The sequence below is a fragment of the Bacillus oleivorans genome, from assembly GCF_900207585.1.
GTDB lineage: Bacteria > Bacillota > Bacilli > Bacillales > JC228 > Bacillus_BF > Bacillus_BF oleivorans.
In genome coordinates, this window is record NZ_OAOP01000003.1 from 1 (window position 1) to 20,042 (window position 20,042).

At 40.2% G+C, this 20,042-nt stretch carries 12 protein-coding genes, 15 tRNA genes, 2 rRNA genes, 1 pseudogene and 1 riboswitch; of the genes and pseudogenes, 27 read left to right on the plus strand and 3 right to left on the minus strand.

Annotated features, from left to right (window positions below):
* From CRO56_RS07235 to CRO56_RS07320, 18 genes are all read left to right on the plus strand, one after another.
* Positions 1–97 (plus strand): 23S ribosomal RNA (locus CRO56_RS07235); the annotation flags it as partial.
* A gap of 144 nt (positions 98–241) precedes the next feature.
* Positions 242–358, plus strand: a 5S ribosomal RNA gene (rrf, locus tag CRO56_RS07240).
* A gap of 7 nt (positions 359–365) precedes the next feature.
* A tRNA-Asn gene (locus CRO56_RS07245) sits at positions 366–440 on the plus strand.
* 3 nt (positions 441–443) lie between these two features.
* A tRNA-Ser gene (locus CRO56_RS07250) sits at positions 444–536 on the plus strand.
* 10 nt (positions 537–546) lie between these two features.
* A tRNA-Glu gene (locus CRO56_RS07255) sits at positions 547–621 on the plus strand.
* Between the two features lie 32 nt (positions 622–653).
* Positions 654–729: transfer RNA gene (locus CRO56_RS07260), tRNA-Val, on the plus strand.
* A gap of 47 nt (positions 730–776) precedes the next feature.
* Positions 777–853: transfer RNA gene (locus CRO56_RS07265), tRNA-Met, on the plus strand.
* Positions 854–862: 9 nt separating this feature from the next.
* Positions 863–939, plus strand: a tRNA-Asp gene (locus tag CRO56_RS07270).
* Between the two features lie 156 nt (positions 940–1,095).
* A tRNA-Phe gene (locus CRO56_RS07275) sits at positions 1,096–1,171 on the plus strand.
* Positions 1,172–1,234: 63 nt separating this feature from the next.
* Positions 1,235–1,310, plus strand: a tRNA-Thr gene (locus CRO56_RS07280).
* Between the two features lie 32 nt (positions 1,311–1,342).
* A tRNA-Tyr gene (locus CRO56_RS07285) sits at positions 1,343–1,427 on the plus strand.
* Positions 1,428–1,435: 8 nt separating this feature from the next.
* Positions 1,436–1,509, plus strand: a tRNA-Trp gene (locus CRO56_RS07290).
* Between the two features lie 13 nt (positions 1,510–1,522).
* Positions 1,523–1,598 (plus strand) — tRNA-His (locus CRO56_RS07295).
* A gap of 38 nt (positions 1,599–1,636) precedes the next feature.
* Positions 1,637–1,708 (plus strand) — tRNA-Gln (locus tag CRO56_RS07300).
* 4 nt (positions 1,709–1,712) lie between these two features.
* A tRNA-Gly gene (locus tag CRO56_RS07305) sits at positions 1,713–1,787 on the plus strand.
* Positions 1,788–1,803: 16 nt separating this feature from the next.
* Positions 1,804–1,877: transfer RNA gene (locus CRO56_RS07310), tRNA-Cys, on the plus strand.
* A 6-nt stretch (positions 1,878–1,883) separates the two neighbouring features.
* Positions 1,884–1,965, plus strand: a tRNA-Leu gene (locus CRO56_RS07315).
* Positions 1,966–2,191: 226 nt separating this feature from the next.
* Positions 2,192–2,770, plus strand: a complete 579-nt coding sequence (locus CRO56_RS07320; RefSeq protein WP_097157971.1) for a cupin domain-containing protein — start codon at positions 2,192–2,194, stop codon at positions 2,768–2,770.
* A 117-nt stretch (positions 2,771–2,887) separates the two neighbouring features.
* Here CRO56_RS07320 and CRO56_RS07325 read toward each other — a convergent pair whose 3' ends face one another.
* The 3 genes from CRO56_RS07325 to CRO56_RS07335 all read right to left on the minus strand — a co-directional run bounded on the left by CRO56_RS07325 (position 2,888) and on the right by CRO56_RS07335 (position 6,283).
* A complete protein-coding gene (locus CRO56_RS07325; RefSeq protein ID WP_097157972.1) occupies positions 2,888–3,901 on the minus strand; it encodes a DUF3231 family protein in 1,014 nt (337 codons plus the stop codon).
* 85 nt (positions 3,902–3,986) lie between these two features.
* Entirely contained in the window at positions 3,987–4,619 is a 633-nt protein-coding gene (locus tag CRO56_RS07330) for a TVP38/TMEM64 family protein (RefSeq protein ID WP_097157973.1), read from the minus strand.
* A gap of 101 nt (positions 4,620–4,720) precedes the next feature.
* Complete coding sequence (locus CRO56_RS07335) at positions 4,721–6,283, minus strand: alkaline phosphatase family protein (protein WP_097157974.1); 1,563 nt, start codon at positions 6,281–6,283, stop codon at positions 4,721–4,723.
* A gap of 262 nt (positions 6,284–6,545) precedes the next feature.
* Between CRO56_RS07335 and CRO56_RS07340 the strand changes: the two genes are divergently transcribed.
* From CRO56_RS07340 to CRO56_RS07380, 9 genes and pseudogenes are all read left to right on the plus strand, one after another.
* The gene (locus CRO56_RS07340) at positions 6,546–6,941 is read left to right on the plus strand and encodes a VOC family protein (RefSeq protein WP_097157975.1); all 396 of its coding nucleotides are present in this window, start codon (positions 6,546–6,548) and stop codon (positions 6,939–6,941) included.
* 453 nt (positions 6,942–7,394) lie between these two features.
* Positions 7,395–8,042 carry a TetR/AcrR family transcriptional regulator gene (locus CRO56_RS07345; protein ID WP_097157976.1) on the plus strand — a complete coding sequence of 216 codons (648 nt, stop codon included), beginning with the start codon at positions 7,395–7,397 and terminating at the stop codon, positions 8,040–8,042.
* A gap of 24 nt (positions 8,043–8,066) precedes the next feature.
* Positions 8,067–10,376, plus strand: a pseudogene (locus CRO56_RS07350) (ABC transporter permease).
* Positions 10,377–10,380: 4 nt separating this feature from the next.
* The gene (locus CRO56_RS07355; RefSeq protein WP_097157977.1) at positions 10,381–11,136 is read left to right on the plus strand and encodes an ABC transporter ATP-binding protein; all 756 of its coding nucleotides are present in this window, start codon (positions 10,381–10,383) and stop codon (positions 11,134–11,136) included.
* Between the two features lie 481 nt (positions 11,137–11,617).
* Complete coding sequence (locus CRO56_RS07360; RefSeq protein WP_097157978.1) at positions 11,618–15,787, plus strand: S8 family serine peptidase; 4,170 nt, start codon at positions 11,618–11,620, stop codon at positions 15,785–15,787.
* Between the two features lie 357 nt (positions 15,788–16,144).
* Positions 16,145–16,246, plus strand: a riboswitch (purine riboswitch).
* A gap of 74 nt (positions 16,247–16,320) precedes the next feature.
* On the plus strand, positions 16,321–17,394 hold the full coding sequence (locus tag CRO56_RS07365) for a guanine permease (RefSeq protein WP_097157979.1): 1,074 nt from the start codon (positions 16,321–16,323) through the stop codon (positions 17,392–17,394).
* Between the two features lie 19 nt (positions 17,395–17,413).
* Positions 17,414–17,953: a phosphoribosyltransferase family protein gene (locus CRO56_RS07370; protein ID WP_179714205.1), complete on the plus strand. Its 540-nt coding sequence runs from the start codon at positions 17,414–17,416 to the stop codon at positions 17,951–17,953.
* 151 nt (positions 17,954–18,104) lie between these two features.
* Positions 18,105–18,473, plus strand: a complete 369-nt coding sequence (locus CRO56_RS07375; protein ID WP_097157980.1) for a DUF1801 domain-containing protein — start codon at positions 18,105–18,107, stop codon at positions 18,471–18,473.
* Between the two features lie 260 nt (positions 18,474–18,733).
* Positions 18,734–19,813, plus strand: a complete 1,080-nt coding sequence (locus tag CRO56_RS07380) for an NAD(P)H-dependent flavin oxidoreductase (protein WP_097157981.1) — start codon at positions 18,734–18,736, stop codon at positions 19,811–19,813.
* Positions 19,814–20,042: the final 229 nt, after the last annotated feature.

Sequence of the window (20,042 nt, forward strand, 5' to 3'; positions counted from 1 at the left end):
GTAAGATCCCTTGAAGATGACAAGGTAGATAGGTCTGAGGTGGAAGCACGGTGACGTGTGGAGCTGACAGATACTAATCGATCGAGGACTTAACCAAAAATTTATGGTGATTCGGTCCTTACAGATTCATTCTTTAGTCGTTATCTAGTTTTGAGAGAGCGAAGTTCTCCAAAATAGTTCTTGAAAATTTCAAGAAACCCATTATAATAGAATTTGTCTTTATTTTTTCAGCTATAACCGGTCTGGTAATTATGGCGAGAAGGTCACACCCGTTCTCATCCCGAACACGGAAGTTAAGCTTCTCAGCGCCAATGGTAGTTGGGGGCTCTCCCCCTGCGAGAGTAGGACGTTGCCAGGCTTTATATTCCGCAGTAGCTCAGTGGTAGAGCATTCGGCTGTTAACCGAACGGTCGTAGGTTCGAATCCTACCTGCGGAGCCATAAGGAGAGCTGTCCGAGTGGCCGAAGGAGCACGATTGGAAATCGTGTAGGCGGGCAAAACCTGTCTCAAGGGTTCAAATCCCTTGCTCTCCGCCATCATACATATGGCCCGTTGGTCAAGCGGTTAAGACACCGCCCTTTCACGGCGGTAACACGGGTTCGAATCCCGTACGGGTCACCATTTATTTTTTTGAAGTTCGGAAGCTCAAGTTTGGAGGATTAGCTCAGCTGGGAGAGCACCTGCCTTACAAGCAGGGGGTCGGCGGTTCGATCCCGTCATCCTCCACCACTAATTTTCTTAGTGTATGAGTTGAAAAACTTAAATATTTTTATTACCGCGGGGTGGAGCAGTCCGGTAGCTCGTCGGGCTCATAACCCGAAGGTCGCAGGTTCAAATCCTGCCCCCGCAACCAATAAAAAATGGTCCGGTAGTTCAGTTGGTTAGAATGCCTGCCTGTCACGCAGGAGGTCGCGGGTTCGAGTCCCGTCCGGACCGCCATTTATAATGAAGGCTCAGTAGCTCAGTCGGTAGAGCACGTCCGAATTAGCTACGAAGCATTACAACAGCACACAAGTCGAGCTGCTTCTTGCAACAACTTACTGAGACTTGGGTGAAGGACTAGCAGAAAAATGGATAAGTGATAATTCTTTAATTGGCTCAGTAGCTCAGTCGGTAGAGCAAAGGACTGAAAATCCTTGTGTCGGCGGTTCGATTCCGTCCTGAGCCACCATTGTAAATCTGGAATCCATTACCTCTAGAAAGAGTAGTGGAGATATAGTATAATAATTATCTTGCCGGTGTAGCTCAATTGGTAGAGCAACTGACTTGTAATCAGTAGGTTGGGGGTTCAAGTCCTCTCGCCGGCACCATTTTTTCTTGGTACTAATTTTATATGGATCGTGGAGGGGTAGCGAAGTGGCTAAACGCGGCGGACTGTAAATCCGCTCCCTCTGGGTTCGGCGGTTCGAATCCGTCCCCCTCCACCATTGATCACAGGGGCATAGTTTAACGGTAGAACAGAGGTCTCCAAAACCTCCGGTGTGGGTTCGATTCCTACTGCCCCTGCCATTTTCATGTGATGGCGGCTGTGGCGAAGTGGTTAACGCATCGGATTGTGGTTCCGACATTCGTGGGTTCGATTCCCATCAGCCGCCCCATTTTTCACATTTTAGTATCCTACTTCATATGTTATTATTGGGCTATAGCCAAGCGGTAAGGCAACGGACTTTGACTCCGTCATTCGTAGGTTCGAATCCTGCTAGCCCAGCTTTGCGGAAGTAGTTCAGTGGTAGAACACCACCTTGCCAAGGTGGGGGTCGCGGGTTCGAATCCCGTCTTCCGCTCCAAACTACTCTAATAAATGGCGCCATAGCCAAGTGGTAAGGCAGAGGTCTGCAAAACCTTTATCACCGGTTCGAATCCGGTTGGCGCCTCCATAGTATGCCGGTGTGGCGGAATTGGCAGACGCGCACGACTCAAAATCGTGTTCCGTAAGGAGTGTCGGTTCGACCCCGACCACCGGTATCGAGGAATTGGATATTGAATCTAAAAAGGTTTCCCTGAATGGGAAATCTTTTTTTGTTTTATTAATAAACTTTTTATTTGAAACAGAAGAACCGTCCCTTTGTCTCTTTCCTTTGTCTCTTTTCAGCAATATGACTTTTGCCCAATTTTCCACACACTGTTTTCTCCAACATAGACAAATGCATAGGATATAAGACATTATGGGTTTATGAAAAGGAGAATGAATATGTACTTAAATTCATACCACTATCATCACTGTTATATTCCTATACATCACAACAGCTGGGTTAACAGTTGGAATCCACATAATTTTAATTGCAATAACTACCGGAATTCAGCGTATTATCAGTTGGACCAAAATTACGGGAACTATTATGGAATCAACAGATTAAAAGATTATGGATCAAAGCCTTTTGTTATTAACATTAATGAAGCAACTAAGCAAAACAACACTTTCCGGACGGCTTTATGGACAGGAGAACATTTACAACTTACTTTGATGAGTATCAATGCAGGAGAAGACATCGGGCTAGAAATCCATCCGAACGTCGATCAATTCCTTCGTGTTGAAGAAGGACAAGGACTTGTTCAAATGGGGAAAAGGAGAGATCGAATAGATTTTCAACGAAGAGTTTATGATGATTATGCCATTCTGATTCCTGCTGGAACATGGCATAATTTAATCAATACGGGTAATACGCCACTAAAACTATATTCTATCTACGCACCGCCTCAGCATCCATTTGGAACTGTTCATGAATCTAAAGCAGATGCCATAGCTGCGGAAAAAAGTCAGGGCTTTTGAAGTATGGGGACGGTTCTTGTGTTTCATTCGTTTCAACAAACGAACTTCGAGAGGAAACCGACGAAGAAACATTTACAGCGTCAATAAGAAAAAAGCACTTGTTAAATTAGCAAGTGCTTAGTTTTTTCTATGTTTGATTAACTGCCCCCTGTCTGCAGCATGAGGCGGCCGCTCTAACCATCCATTATCAATCATTATGTTCATACCATCTTCGGCGTACTGTCCAACTTCAGCTGTAAGTCGAGCATAATTAGCAGCTATGTCTCGCCTTTGACTCATGGATATAGCTGCCCCATAATTTCCCATCCCAGAAGCATTTAATAAACTGATATGAAACATCATTAGCTTATCTGAAAAGGGTGGTTCAGTCACATTTGCTACTTCGTGGTCCCAGGTCATAGGTACAGGAAGATCATATTCACTTAAATATTTTGCGAAGACTTTCATATGTTTTTTTGCTATTTCTTTGCCTCGCTGCATGTAATCCCTAACTTTTTTAGATTTTGCAACTTGTCCAAACCCAATCGTTATGGCTTCTCCGATTTTGTTAGTCTGAACATTAGCGTAAAAATTCATTATTTCAATTCCTGTTAAAGGTCTTTGTTCGCCAAACCAACCAGCTAAAAAACTTTGTTTATTGACAAAATCCACTTCTGTTTGGTAAGGGATATATGGAGGACGTACTTCAATTCCTTTTGATAATAAAAGCGATGTTGCCTCATTATATAACTCAGTAGTTGACACAAGACAACTAGAAAAGAATTCTCTCACATCTTTTCTTACTATGTTGGGCAGGATTGCCCCATATGTGGCCAATCCACCTTTCGTCATGTGTTTTATATAATTTAAAAAGAGCGTATCTTGAAATAGTCGCGGGGCATTTGGATTAACATCTTCATCTGTAAATCCTTTAGGTATGGGAATCCTTTCATCCTTAAACATTTCTTTCATAATTTCTATATGGTCGTTTGAAAGTCTCAATGCATGTTCAATGATAGGCTTTATTTCTGTATCGTCCACTTTTTCAAGAAAATACTTTAACATACATATAGACAAACTATCAGCTAAAAATGTTGTCCAAAGACTTGAAAGTTCTGCTGATGTTAAACGAATATGATGTTCCTTTTCCATTTTGATTCGCCTACCTTTTTTGTAGTTTGATGTAACGGGGGGACGGTTCTCTTGTTTCGCGAAACAAGAGAACCGTCCCTTTGTTTCATACGATAACCTTCGACTTCTGTTTAAGCCATCTGCGGTAGATGAGCCAAATGATTAAAACAAATCCTAAATATAAAGAAAGACCATACATAAAGGTTTGAATGGAAGTGAATAACTGATTTCCTAAAAAGGCGTAAATAATCATCGAAGGAAGTTCACCAATGGCTGTTGCGAGAAAATAGATTTTAAATGGAATCGGGCTTAGTCCGGAACCAATGTTGATGACGGGGGCAGGGACAATAAAAATCAGACGTGCAAACAATACGGTAATAAAACTATTCTTAGTAATGATACTGTTCCACTTTTCATAACCTTTAAAGCGGCTTACATATTGTTTAAATTCATGAACAAAAAAATATCGTGCCAGTAAAAAAAAGATAACGGCAGCTCCTACGGTGCCGAACCAGTTAATGACACCGCCAATCCAAACCCCATATTTCATTCCCATCATTCCAGCAAATATGGTAAATGGGACAATGGGAATGATACTAAATAAAACCGCCAGAAAAAACATCAAAGGAAGATGTGAAAAATCACTGTCCTGAAGCCAGTCTAATAAAAAATCTCTATAATAAAAGGCAGTTAAAAGGATCAATCCATACATTAATAAAAAATACAATATTTTTCTCATTCATATACCGCCCCAAACTAAGAACTCGATTGGATAAAAGCTTTGCATAACCGGATTTCGCAAAACAAATGAAACACGAGAACCGTCCCTTTGTTTCAACCTCATCTTAAAAGGTCTAATATCCATTTTTTTAAATCTACAATACGTATGTGATCGATGCTTTTATTGGTTCCAGTTACGATTATTGGTGCGAGAGAATCATCTTTATGCAGCGAACCATGGGCACCTCCACCTGTATGTTGAGGAGAACTTTCTCCAATAAATTCGTAACCAGGCTTGGCATCCACTATTAAAAAATCTCCTTTATGTGAATGTAATGCACCATAAAGTCTTGCTAATGCATCGGGATAATCTCCATATTCAATTTGATTTTGATTAATAGTCAGATCAAGTATGGAGCGATTTCCTTTAATAAACCAAGTCTGATTATAAGCATCTTTAAAATCGCCTTCTTTTTTAAATTGAAAAACTCCGTCCAGATTTCCTGATTTCACTTGCATCATGTCGTTTTCCTTCCATGCAATCCATGCGATACGCTCATCTTTTTGCAGCTTACTAATCACATCTTGCAGAGAAATATCCTTACTAATCTTGTATATATATGCCATTCGCTCATTGGCTGTAATAACAAGTTCATCTTCTTTACTAACTGACTCATTAAGTTTTAATATGTGGTAGTCCGAAAGAACCTCTCTTAGATCAATTAATGCGTTCTCTTTGTCTCTTTTAACTTTTGACTGCTCGCTATCTCCAATGATAATCCATACTATGTGATCAAGAGCATTCTTCCAGCTTGGAAATACATTTAATACTTCCTGTAATTGTTTATCAACTTCCTCAATACCTTTCGTCGTCATAGGTCCCTTTTTATGAACGGTGTTATCATTTCCAGGAAAGTATAGGATCGTAAAATCAGGGAGAGTGTCATTCTCCAACATATATTTTAATTCTTGAGCTGAAAATGCATCATTAAGTCCTAATCGATTTAATAAATGTAAATTATTTTCGTCTTGACGAATAAAAGCGCCCAATGACAATATCTTTGGGCCAAAGGTATTGTATTGATCCGGCAAACCAGTAGGTTTTGATATTATCTTTGGGATGTTAAGAGTATGTTCGTAATTTCCGCGGTAAATGATTGCGTTAATCGAAGCTGTTACTTTCCCTCTTTTATCTAATACTTCATGAAGGGTTTCCACTTGTGGGCTTAGATCGATATTATTAAATTGATATAAGGCATCTTCTGCAAATTGTGTAGCCCCAATCTTTAATATTTCGAACCAACCATTACCGTAATTGATGATGCGCTTTTCATCTTCGTCATACCAGACAAGACCAGGGATTTTATGTTGTTCGGGATAAGTCCCTGTTATTAAAGAGCTATCAATTGTAACAGACATCGTTGGATAGGAACTGATTAAGTTTTTATGATATTGGCCATTTTTTATAAAAAATTCCAGGGCTGGAGCTTTATTTTCTTGAATCGCTTTTTTTAAAGGTTCATCCATTAATGAATCGATGGTAAGAAAAACGATTTTAGGTGAGGTTTGGTTTTTCATTTGAATGGCGATAGGGTTATCTTTCACTTCATGATTATCACTATTAAAAGAGCAGCTCATTAAAAGGATGGAAAGAAATATTATAAAAATCGAGCGAAAACGCATTATCATTTCACCTTCGAGATTCATCATTTTTATTCGTGATTTAGTCTTCACGATTTCTTCGATTTCTATGTGAAACACAGGGACGGTTCTTCCGTTTCATTCGTTTCGCGAAACGAATGAAACGGAAGAACCGTCCCCCTGTCTCATCACCCCTGTCTCAAAAAAGGAAATATAACTTTTTTGTAGAAATAGTAGTTGGTGATAAATTCATATCCGAGATTCAACAACAATTAAAAAATGATGAAAATATGAGGAGGAAATCATGGGGAGACCAGTACATTTTGAAATTCATGTTGATGACATGGAGCGGGCTAAGAAGTTTTATGGAGAAGTATTTGGATGGACATTTGAAGATTGGAGTGAATATGCGGGAATGCCTTATTTTGGGGCTGTGACTGGCGATGCAAATCAGCCTGGCATCAACGGAGCTTTGATGCAGCGCCAAAGTGCTGCTCCGGAACCAAATCAGGCGATTAATGGCTATGCTTGTACAATGGGAGTGGCAGATTACGATTCTACTGAGGCTAAGATTTTGAATAATGGCGGCAAGGTTGCTATGCCAAAATATGCTCTGCCTGGTATGGCGTGGCAGGGATATTATATGGATACTGAAGGAAATATATTTGGTATTCATCAGCCGGATGAGAACGCGAAATAAAAAGGGACACAAAAATGATGCTCTTTCAGAAAATTGCAGCACATTTTAACTGAACATTTAAGGAAGTAAAAGAATAAGTTACTTTTTATTATATAAAATGCTTCTTCCCAATTTTTTTTGCTAATTGGATATCAATAAAACTCCATTCTAATAGCTGTTTATTTAAAAAACGATAAAACACTCACAAATGTTGATATATCAATATTTGTGAGTGTTTTTTTTGAGAAAAAGGATGAATAAGGTAGGGTTTAAATTTTACACATTTTTTACACAAGGATTTCTAAAGAATTTATGTTTATCCATTGATATTAATGGGTTCTCTCAAATTAATTTAGTAGGGACAATCGTAAATTAGAAACCAGCAAATATTTACAAAAATCTCGAAAGCAATTCAAAAATGAATGATATTGTATTACCGACAGGCAGTCAGTCGATTAAAAGAAGGTGTAAAAAATGAGAGTTGTAAAAGAAGCCGAGGAACGCAGAAACGAAATACTTGACGCGGCTGATGAGCTTTTCGGTCAGAAGGGCTTTGACGGCACAAGTACAAAAGATATTATCGAAAAGGTCGGAATTGCGCGGGGAACTCTCTATTATCACTTCAAGTCGAAGGAGGATATTATGGACGCGCTGATTGAGCGGTATAATGGCCGTCTTTTAGGCGCGGCGCAGGAAATTGCCGTAGACAAGAGGATCCCCTTAATTGAGCGGATTATTCGGGTTGTAATGGCAATGAACTTAAGTGGTGCAAGCAGCAAAGAGATAATGGAGCATATTCACAAGCCGCAGAACGCGCTAATGCATCAGAAAATTCAAAAGGTCATCGTTTGCGGCGTTACGCCGATACTGACGGGAATCATCCGGGAGGGGATTGAACAGGGTCTGTTCAACACACCGTTCCCGTATGAATGTATGGAAATGGTTGTGGTATATGCGAATGCCGTTTTTGATGAAAATTTGGTTGAAATGAAGGACGAGGATCGCACTTCACGCATACAGGCGTTTATTTTTAACACAGAAAGGCTGCTCGGTGCCAAAAGCGGAAGTCTCATGTCCATTATGCAATTATTTGGGAGCGAAAATGGAGAAAGCAATGAATAATTCGGGAGAAACCAGAGGTGACTTATGTATAACAGAATAATCCGCAATGACATTATAAAGAGCAAAGTAATTACGTTGACAACAACGATTTTTGTCGCTGCTGCAGCTATGCTTGTTTCCCTTGCGGCGATACTCACCGTCAATCTAACTGGGGCGCTAGATACAATTATGACGAAAGCAGAAACTCCGCATTTTATGCAGATGCATTCAGGTGAAATTAATACTGCACGGCTTGAGGCTTTTGCGGAGAAGAATCCGAACGTCGATGAATTTCAGGTAGTTGAATTTCTCAACATCGACGGTGCAAAGATTATTTTAGGTGATCAATCGCTTATCGATAGTGTCCAGGATAATGGTTTCAGCGTTCAGAGTGAAAAATTTGATTATCTTTTTGATCTTGATGGAAACATCATCAACGTATCCGACGGCGAGCTGTATGTCCCAGTAAGCTATATGAAGGATAACATCACAAAGGTCGGTGACAAGGCCGTAATTAGCGGGAAGGAATTTACTGTTGCAGGATTTCTGCGCGATTCACTAATGAATTCTTCGCTTTCTGCCTCTAAGAGATTTCTTGTCAGTGAAAATGATTACGTAGAATTAAAAAAACTTGGAAGTACGGAGTATCTGATTGAGTTTAGATTAAAGGATTTTTCGGCGATAGGCGCATTTGAAACCGCTTATGCCTCCGCAGGACTTGAAGCGAACGGACCAACGGTTACATATACACTTTTTAAAATGATGAATGCAATTTCCGACGGGATGATGATTGCGATTATCCTTCTTGTAAGCGCACTTGTCGTTACAATTGCATTGATGTGCATCCGCTTTACGCTCCTTGCGAAAATCGAAGAGGACTACCGTGAAATTGGCGTTATGAAGGCAATCGGACTACGTGTTTCCGACATAAAGAAGATTTATCTTGCGAAATATGCAGTGATTGCGGCTGCAGGCAGTATTCTTGGGTATATTCTTTCACTGATGTTCCAAGACATGCTACTAGAAAATATTCGGCTATATATGGGTGAAAGCGAAAATTCTTCTTTTGCCTTAAGTTTAGGAATCATTGGTATATTACTTGTATTTGTTGTAATTCTTGCATATGTAAGCGGAATGTTGAATCGCTTCCGTAAAATTTCAGCTGCTGAAGCCATACGCTTTGGCACTTCACAGGAAAAAAAAGCTGGAGCAAAGCGTTTTACACTGAATGGAAACAGATTATTTACCACGTATATTTTTCTCGGTATCAAAGATGTTCTGGCAAGGAAAAGACTTTACACCACAATGCTTGTGGTACTGGTAATTTCGTCATTTATTATGATTGTTCCGCAGAACCTGTAAAATACAATTTCTTCAAAAAGCTTCATCCAATATATGGGGATAGGAAACTACGATTTGCGTATACAGACCAACCAAAACCATGAAAAAGCAGCTGAAATTGTACAGACGCTGAACAGCGACAGCTCTATTGCAAAGGTAGCCGCGCTTACAACTAAAACATTTAAAGTCAAGCGCGCGGACGGGTCAGAGGAAAATATTAAAATTGAACTCGGTGATCATTCAGTATTTCCGATAGAATATTCCGAGGGAAGAGCACCCGCCAGAGATCATGAAATTGCGCTTTCGACTATAAACGCAGATGAGATGAGCAAAAAGGTCGGCGATTATCTTACGCTGATGATTGGAGGGGAGGAGAAAGATCTCACGGTAAGCGGAATATATTCCGACGTTACGAACGGCGGCAAAACGGCAAAGGCTGTTTTCACCGACAATTCGGCGGACATTATGTGGACCATTGTCCCCGCTGAACTTTCGGATAAGTCCCTTGTCGACAGTAAGGTATCAGAATATACGGACAGATTTGATTTTGCAAAGGTGACCGACATTGATGAATTTGTGAAACAGACTTTAGGCTCAACGATTAGCTCCGTCGAAACGGCATCCTATGCCTCAATGGCCGTTGCGCTGGTTATTACAGTACTCGTTACACTGTTATTTATGAAAATGCTTGTTGCAAAAGATAGATATTCGATTGCAGTAATGAAAGCTTTCGGCTTCACAAACTCGGATCTAAAAAAACAGTTTGTTTCTCGTTCGGTTTTCGTTCTGATTGTTGGAATTGTGCTCGGTACACTACTAGCGAACACTCTTGGAGAAATGCTGGCCGGTTTAATGATCTCCTCGTTTGGAGCATCGACGTTTAATTTTGCGGTCAATCCGTTATGGGCATATCTGCTTAGTCCGCTGCTAATGATCGGCGCGGTACTTATTGCAACAATGATCGGCACATCGGGCGCAGGAAAAATAAAAATATCCGAAAACATAAAGGAGTAGGCATATGAAGAAGATTATTATCGGCGATCATCTTGTAAAATCTTACGGTGAGGGCGAGGAAAAGCGCAATGTTCTGGACGGAGTATCCGTTGAAATAAACGAGGGCGAGTTCGTTGCGGTTATGGGACCTTCTGGCTCGGGAAAATCGACACTGTTGTTTGCACTAAGCGGCATGGATGGCGTTAATAGCGGAAAGGTCGTTTTTGACAGCAGAGATTTATCGGCGGTCGGGGAGAAGGAACTTTCAGATATACGCAGAACAAAAATGGGATTTGTTTTTCAGCAGCCGACTATGCTGAAAAATTTGAATATCCTTGACAACATCATTCTTCCATCCATGCGCGACAACAAAAACACCGGGAAAATTTCGGAGAAGGCAAGAGCGCTTATGAAAAGGGTAGGCATTGCAGAGCTTGAAAAGCGAGATATTACACAGGTTTCGGGAGGTCAGCTTCAGCGTGCAGGAATATGCCGCGCACTTATGAACAGCCCAAAAATCATCTTCGGCGACGAGCCGACGGGTGCGCTCAACTCAAAATCTGCGCAGGAGATTATGGACATATTTTCCGAAATTAACACGGACGGTACTGCTGTAATGCTTGTAACTCACGACGCAAAGGTTGCGGCGCGGACAGACCGTATTATGTTCATGCGTGACGGCAAAATTGAAAGCGAATTGAAGCTTCTGAAGTATGACGGGACGGATACGGATGGCAGGGTCGAGAAAGTAATGGTAAAAATGCGGGAAATAGGCATATGATTTTATTGTAGACTTTAATTTTAAAGGAAGTAGCTCCTTCATATCGATACTTGTCCAAGTGAAGGGGCTACATTTTTTCGCCTTTTAGTTTATACGAACATTTTTTCTAATTCTAATGGTTTAATGTACTCTCTATCTTTCTAATCAATCTATAAAGATTTTACCGATACACATATTTCGCCATAACCGCTGTTAATCACATCATCAATGTATCTTTCTAATATCGGTTGTGGGGCTATTAAGAAAAACGAGGATACTACTTTATCCAAACCTCTCAATCACTAATACCTTGTTATAAAAATAAGTTTCATCATTACCCCATCAACCACCTCCCGCAAAAGTCGAAAAAATAGCCCCTATTCCCCATAAATTTTCAGCAAATACCGACAAGTTTCTTGCTACCCTTTGTGTAATCTATTACTAATTTGATAGTTTCCAATAATTACTATCCTATTAAAATACGATTCTGGAGGGGTGTTCATTGAAAAGGGGTTTAAGACGCATATTATTTCTTCTTTCGACAGTGATTTTAGTTTTAAGTACGTTTTTATCACCAGCAGCTATAGCAGAAACTCAACACAAAAGCATGGAAGATAGCTTACAGCAAGCATCGACAAATAAAATTGACAGCAAAGTTAAACAACAAATGGAAACTAATGAGGAAGTATCTCTATTAATTATTTTGAATGACCAAATCGATGCTTCTGCCATCATGAAACAGGCGAATAAAAATGCAAGTGAGAAAAAAGCACTAGGATTAAACAAGAAGCATATGGTACGTTCTGAAATTTTGACGGAATTGAAGGCAAACGCTCATCAAACACAAGAGCCTTTACTAGAACTATTAAAGCAAGAAAAACAAAAGGGGAACGTTAAGAAGTACAAATCCTATCATGTTATTAATGCCATTTCCTTCACAGGTTCAAAGGAAGTCATCGAAAAGATTGCTTCCTTTAAGGAAGTGAAAAAAATCTATTTAGATGAAGTACGTCATTTGGTGAAAGACACTGACTTGACGAACACCTCGAGTGATGAGAATGTACAATGGAATGTCAGTCAAGTATTAGCACCCCAAGCATGGGAGTTGGGAATCGATGGAACAGGAACAGTAGTGGCAAGCATTGATTCAGGTGTGCGATGGGACCACCCAGCCTTAAAAGAAAAATACCGCGGCTATAACGCTGCAGAGGGCACGGTGGAACATCAGTATAGCTTTTTTGATGCGGTAGCTGGACAAGCAGAAAGCTATGATGATAACGGACATGGAACCCATGTTACAGGGACAATGGTTGGAAGCGAGCCTGAAGGAACGAACAAAATCGGTGTTGCTCCAGGAGCAAAGTGGATTGCCGCGAAAGCATTTGATGCAAATGGGAATGGTACAGATTCTGATATTTTAGAGGCTGCCCAATGGATGATGGCACCTGGAGGCAGAGTTGATATGGCTCCAGATGTCGTGAATAATTCCTGGAGCGGCGGCCCAGGTATCAATGAGTGGTTTTTAGAAGTCGTTCAGACTTGGAGAGCATATGGGATATTCCCAGTATTTGCAGCGGGAAATGCATCAATTTTAATCCCTAACGGACCTGGTACGATTGCAAGCCCAGCCAATTATCCAGAATCTTTTGCTGTTGGTGCAGTCGATAAAGAGAATCAAATAGCTGATTTTTCATTCCAAGGTCCATCCCCATACGGTGAAATTAAGCCTGAATTGACAGCACCTGGGGTTAAAATTCGCTCGACCTTACCAGATGGAGGATATGGAGACAAAAGCGGTACCTCAATGGCAGCGCCACATGTTGCCGGAGCGGTTGCTTTACTGCGCCAGGCCAACGCCAATCTAACAGTAGATGAAATCGAGCAAATTTTAATCGAAACGGCTATCCCATTAACCGATCGAGATTTTCTAGAGTCACCTAATCACGGCTATGGGCATGGCCTGCTGAACGTCTATGATGCCGTATTGTCAGAAACACAAGGGATGGGAATGATTACAGGGAATGTAACGGTTGAAGGTGAAGACGCGCAAAGCCCTGTTTACTCACATACGCCTATCTCTGAGGTATCTGAAGGATTACAAATCGATCTTACTGTTCAAGCGAGTGATAATATCAGTGTTGAATCTGTCGAGTTAGCCTATAAATTGAATGATGGGGAGTGGAATCATGTTTCTGCGGATCGTATTTCTGGAAATTATTTAAATGGAGAATACCTCGCTACTATTCCAGCAGGCGTTGCCGAAGCTGGAACGCTAACCTATCAATGGATCATTTCCGACTATGCTGGAAATACCGTGACTAGTGAAGAATATTTAGTATCCGTAATAGAAAGCTTAACAATTGGTTACTTTGAAGATTTTGAAACAGAACCCGCGGGCTGGACGATTGTCGGTGAAAATCCAAATTGGGAATGGGGAATTCCAACTTCAGGTCCTAATGAGGCGGCATCAGGTGAAAAGGTATATGCTACGAACCTAGAAGGAAATTATTCGAACGGAATGAGAGAAATGCTCGTCATGCCGGCAATTGTCTTACCTGATGGGCAAGCTTCCTTACAATTTAAACAATGGCATAGCTTTGAACAGTCAGCCTATACAGGTACTGCTTATGATTATGGATATGTCATGGTGTCAACCAACGGTCAAGATTGGACGGAGCTTTTAATGGTCAAAGGAGATTCAGGAGGCTGGGTTGATACATCAGTCGATCTTTCGCAATATGCGGGCCAAGGAATTTTTATTGGATTTTATACCTATTCAGATTTGAGTACAGGAAGACCTGGCTGGTATATTGACGATGTTGCATTAAGTGCAACAGCAAATGGGGCAATCGTGAATACAAGTGCAGACCCAGCAACTATCCATACTGCAGATATTGCAGTTGTAGATATAGATATGGAAACGGACAACACTTTATCATTATTGCCAATTGACGCGCAAGTAAGTGTATTGGAAACTGGACGGTCAACAGTAACCAATCCGCAAAATGGAAGTTATACTTTGCGAAACCCTGCCGGGGAATATCATGTAGTTGCAGAGTCATATGGCTACCATTCTCAAACGAAAACGGCTGTAATTGCAGATGACGAAGAGGTTTCTTTGAACTTCACCCTTCAGGAGAAAGCAAGAGGAATAATCACCGGTGTTATCACAGATGAATTAACAGGTGAACCTGTTGAAGGAGCGAGAGTCTATCTTGTTGAGGATGCCAATATCGAACCAGTAGAGACAAGTGCAGATGGATCATTTCGTTTAACAGCTTTTGAAGGAACGTATACGTTAAAAGCATCCCATCCAATGCATTATCCAAATACGGCAGAACTGATAGTCGAAGGAGATGCAGAAATTGTCCGGAATGTTGTATTAGCCCCAATTATAGGTACATCAGAAATAATCGCTTATGATGATGGAACGGCGGGAACACTTAATTATTTTCACACCGCTGGTAATGGCTGGGCAGTGAAAATGTCTCTTGCAGATGGGAAAAATCGCGCGGTTTTAACAGGAGGCTACTATAAATTTGATGGTGGAAATCGTCCAGATCCTGGAGGAACAGCATTTTTTGTAGAGGTGTACGATGCAACTGGACCAAATGGTTTGCCGGGTGAGAAAATTGCCGGTCCATTTGAAGCCGAAGCTATTCGTTCCCATACAGATTGGACATATATCGATTTAAGCGGCGAGGAAATTATTGTTCCAGGTGATTTTTATCTTGCTTATATTCAAAAAGAAGGCTTTCCATATATACCAGCCATTAATCGGGATACAAGCTCAGGGTCATCGGGAAGAAACTATTCCTATATTGATGGCGTTTGGAAGCAGACTTCACCAAACGATGGAAACTATATGATACGAGCAGTAGTAGCATATGATGAAAGCGTACCAGAGATTACATCACCTGCAAACCTCACCTATACGGCTGAAAAAACGTTTACTGTCAGTGGTCAAGCACAACCTAATACTGAAATTCATCTGTTTAATAATGATTCAGAAGCAGCGGTCGTTTCTTCGGCAGAAGACGGAACCTTTAGTGCGGAAATTTCCTTAACAGAAGGTCCAAATGCTATTACAGCTCGAGCTGCTCAAGGAGAAGGACTGACAAGACCATCCAATCAAGTGAGGATTATGCTAGACAGCACCTCTCCTATCGTATCCATCCACTCACCACAGGAAGGGGAACGGTTTAATACAACATCTATAACCGTCCAGGCTCAGGTAAAGGAAGAAAATCTTGAGGGTGTCATAATCAACGGTTCAGAAGCTACTCTTGTAAACGGGATCTATGAAGCTAGTATAACACTTGAACAAGGAGAAAATAGTATCGCAGTTGCTGCAAGGGATAAAGCTGGAAATGAAACGGTCCAAACGGTTTCAGTTCAGATTGATTCGATTGCACCTGTGATCACCATTGAATCACCAGTTAATGGTGAAACAACTCATAAGAAATCTGTAACTTTAATAGGACAGGTGACAGATGATAACTTAGACTTTGTACGTGTGAATGGAAATGATGCGAAAGTAAAAAATGGTTCATTCAGTACGAATGTTAGTCTGGAGGATGGCGAAAACATCATCATGATTTGGTCGAAGGATACATTTGGGAATGAGACATGGGAACAAGTCAGGGTTATTTACAGTAAAAAGAATGATTAATAACCTCCAATCAGAGTCTGGTAGCGATTTGGCCATAAACTTCAATAAAAAATAGGACGTTTGAGCTTACAAATCTTCATATAAGGTTTGTGAGCTGCTTCGCCAAGCTGGATTGAATGTGCCAGGCATCAAGGGCCCTGCCAAAGAACAACATATGAAATAATTACATAAGGATAGGGTAAACAAGCTCACAAATGTTTTGTTTTTAAAAACGTTTGTGAGCGTTTTTGTTTTTTTATATTGAACTGAATCATGAAGATAATTACAATGTTTGTATTTTATGTATTCTCCTAAATTTATTATTATATATATTTAAATTTAGTGTTTAAAACACGAACATTATGTATTATAATTAGGACATTGTTCGATAAAATACCCCGTATAATCCCGGTAATATGGTCTGGGAGTCTCTACAGAGTGGCCGTAAATCACTCTACTATGGACGGAAATTCTGTTAATAGAAACCGTTCAGTTTATGCTGGACGGTTTTTTCCATATTGAGGCAACATGAGGGGAAGAAAAGGAGAAAAGATATGGAAGATATACTAAAAGACATTCTAGCAGCATTCAGTGTTGTACTGAACGGATTACCTCAAGGGTTACTTGCCCTTTCGTTTGGGTTTGCTTCTGTACCGACCGCCCTTGCATTTATGGTTGGTGCAGTAGGTAATAGCTTAACAAGTAATGTAGCCGTTATTTCATTCCAGGCAGAAACGATTGCGGTTGCCGGAACGATGGGCAAAAATATGCGGGACCGCCTTTCTTCAATTTTCTTTGGTGCATTGATATTAGTAATTATCAGTTTATTTGGCGTAATGGAACAAATCGTTGAATGGATTGGTCCTGTCATTACCAATGGGATGATGGCCGGTGTTGGCTTCATGCTTGCAAAGATCGCATGGGATATGGCGAAGAATGATCGGATTATAGGGGTGACCTCTTTTGCCAGTGCCTTATTGACATATGTAATAACCAAGGATTTAGTGTATACAATCACGATTTCGGTGATCCTTTCAAGTGTAGTTTATAATTTTATAAAAAAAGAAAATGAAACGGTTTCTAAAAACATTTCAGAAGATAAGTTTAAATTACAAAAATTTGTTATCAATGCAGCTGTTATTCGCGGAGCATTAGCACTCGTTTGTTTAAATATTGGCGCGAATATTGCTTTTGGAAAAATCAATGGTGAAATTGCAGGTGAGGAAGTAAATATTGACACCCTAACCATTATCAGCAGTTTAGCTGACATGGCTTCTTCCTTGTTTGGCGGAGGCCCGGTAGAAGTCATTATTTCAGCTACAGCATCTGCGCCTCACGCCGTTTGGGCAGGGGTTTTAACGATGGCGATTATGGCTGGTATCTTACTCTTTAAACTTTTACCGAAAATCGGAAAATACGTACCAAGTTCTTCTATTGCCGGTTTCCTTTTTGTACTGGGTGCCATTGTTACACTGTCTGGGAATGCAACAGCTGCTCTAACCGCTGCAGAACCGGGTTCGCAAATTGTGGCCGCTGTGACAATTATCATTACTGCCATTGTTGATCCATTCTTTGGGTTATTAGCAGGGGTCATGATGGAATTTTTACTAGGAATCTTTGGAGTTTAAGAAAAAGGAGTGTGTCATTTTGGAAACTTATCCGTTAATGGTTGCAGGCATAAAAAGGGAGTTACCCATTATCCCTATTTCAGACCAATTGAAAATCGCAAGTTTTGTTATTTTAGGTGATGCAGAAATTGTTTCAGCGGCCGCTCCATTACTGGCAGAAAAATTAACAGAGGTCGATTATTTAGTAACGGCAGAAGCCAAAGGAATTCCGTTAGTGTATGAATTGTCCAAGCAATTAAATATGAAACAATATATCGTTGCCCGCAAAAGTGTGAAACCATATATGGAAGAGCCTCTAGTCAATCAAGTCGTTTCCATTACAACACAAAAAGAGCAATTGCTATGCCTTGATAGAAAAGATGCGGATGTCATAAAAGGAAAAAGGGTAGCTTTAATTGATGATGTGATTAGTACCGGGGAATCTATCAAAGCATTAGAAGAATTAGTAACAAAAGCCGGCGGAATGGTTGTCGCCAAAGCTGCAATTCTAGCAGAAGGCGATGCAGCAGAACGGAATGACATTCTATTTTTAGAGAAATTACCTGTTTTTACAGTTTAAGGAACCGTCCCTTTGTCTCACAACTAATATTTAGTAAAATGATGGCAGGCATGTTCAAAAAAGCGTGTGCGAAAGATTTGGATGCATTAAAAAACTATTTGGAGAAATGCGTGCATTCAAGTAAAGACTTTGGAACGGAAGGTGATCTTATATGGTTGAAAAAGTCAGAACGATTGAAGAGGTTGATCGATATATTTTAGGTTTGCAAGAGGATATTCAAGAGATTACCGTCGCTTTAAGAAAAATCATTCTTCAAACATCCCCAAACCTGATTGAAGAGTTTAAATGGTCGATGCCTAATTACTCCTATAATGGATTAGTCTGTTATCTGCAGGCTGCCAAAAAACATGTTAATCTTGGTTTTCACAAAGGCTATGAACTAGAAGTCAAAGACACTAACAACTTATTACAAGGGCAAGGAAAGGCATTGAGATATTTTAGAATAAAGAAGATGGAAGAGATTCAGCCAGATATTTTTACAGATTTAATAAAAGAAGCTATGGCATTGAATGAAAAGTGAAACACGGGGACGGTTCTCTTGTTTCATTTGTTTCGCGAAACAAATGAACAAGAGAACCGTCCCTTTATTCATTAATATTAATTGCGGCGGGGATTTGCCTGTTTTTTTTGTGCATTTGAACAAATAAATTAAAATGGTCCATTCATAAAAGGTCTAACTTCATTATGGTGTATGATGAATAGTAGATTAGCTAAAAGAACGAAAGAAAAGTTGTTGCGGGAATTAGTGTTTATTTTAACTAAGAAAACGAGGTGGACTTGATGCAAGACAATATAATGACAGGACTATTGAATATTAAGTATCCGATCATACAAGCTCCCATGGCTGGAGGAGTAACAACGTCGGAATTAGTCGCCGAGGTTTCAAATTCCGGGGGACTTGGAATGATTGGGGCAGGCTATATGACCCCTAAGCAAATGCGGGAACAAATCAGGGAAATAAAGCAGCTAACAGCCAATCCTTTTGGAATCAATTTATTTGTTCCTAACGAATTTGGTGCCACAGAGGAAGAAGTTAGAGATGCCAACGACATATTGAACCCCATTCGAGAACAATTAAATATCCAAAGTAAAGATAACTTAGAATTGCCTGAATATAATCGTGTTGTAGAAACATTTATTGAGCAAATTGAGGTTATTTTAGAAGAAAAGGTCCCTGTTTGTTCTTTTACATTTGGCATTCCTTCAACCGAAGTAATCGATAAGATCAAACAACATAACATAATTTTAATCGGAACAGCTACAACTGTCAGAGAAGCAGTTGAAATCGAAAAAACTGGAATGGATATGGTTGTCGTGCAAGGCAGTGAAGCAGGTGGACATCGAGGGAATTTTATCTATGGGCACCAAGAAAGCTTAATTGGATTAATGTCACTTATTCCACAGGTTGTTGATCATGTAACGATTCCTGTTATTGCTGCGGGAGGAATCATGGATGGAAGAGGGTTCATGGCTTCTATTTGCTTAGGAGCCGCGGGTGTGCAAATGGGTACAGCTTTCTTAACTTGTATAGAAAGTGGAGCACCAAATGTACATAAAGAAGCCATTCTTCAAGCTGACGAAGACGAGACGGTTTTGACTCGTGCATTTTCTGGGAAATGGGCAAGGGGAATTAACAATAAATTTATTTCAGAAATACAGCATAAAGAAGAATCTTTACCGGATTTCCCTGTGCAAAACACACTAACCCAAGAAATCAGAAAAGCTTCTCTAACACAAAACAATCCAGATTTTATGTCACTTTGGTCTGGTCAAAGTCCAAGACTAGCTAAAAATCAAACGGTTGGTAAGTTAATGAAAAACATTATTTCCGAGGCTGAAAAAATTAAAAATAAAATATAGCAGTTAATTGGAGGAGTCAAGATGAAAGCATGGATTCGAATGGCTGAAATCCGATTAGGAATCATCTTTTTAGGAGTGGGATTAAACGGGTATGCCGTGTTATTTGGGTTTGAACCATTTTAGCCTTTCATATTTTTGTAGATTCCGAGCTGCTTCCATTAGCTATATGGGTAGTGTTATTAGAGGGATTGTTAGCGTGGCATTACCGTAAAAGTTATAAGGGATTATT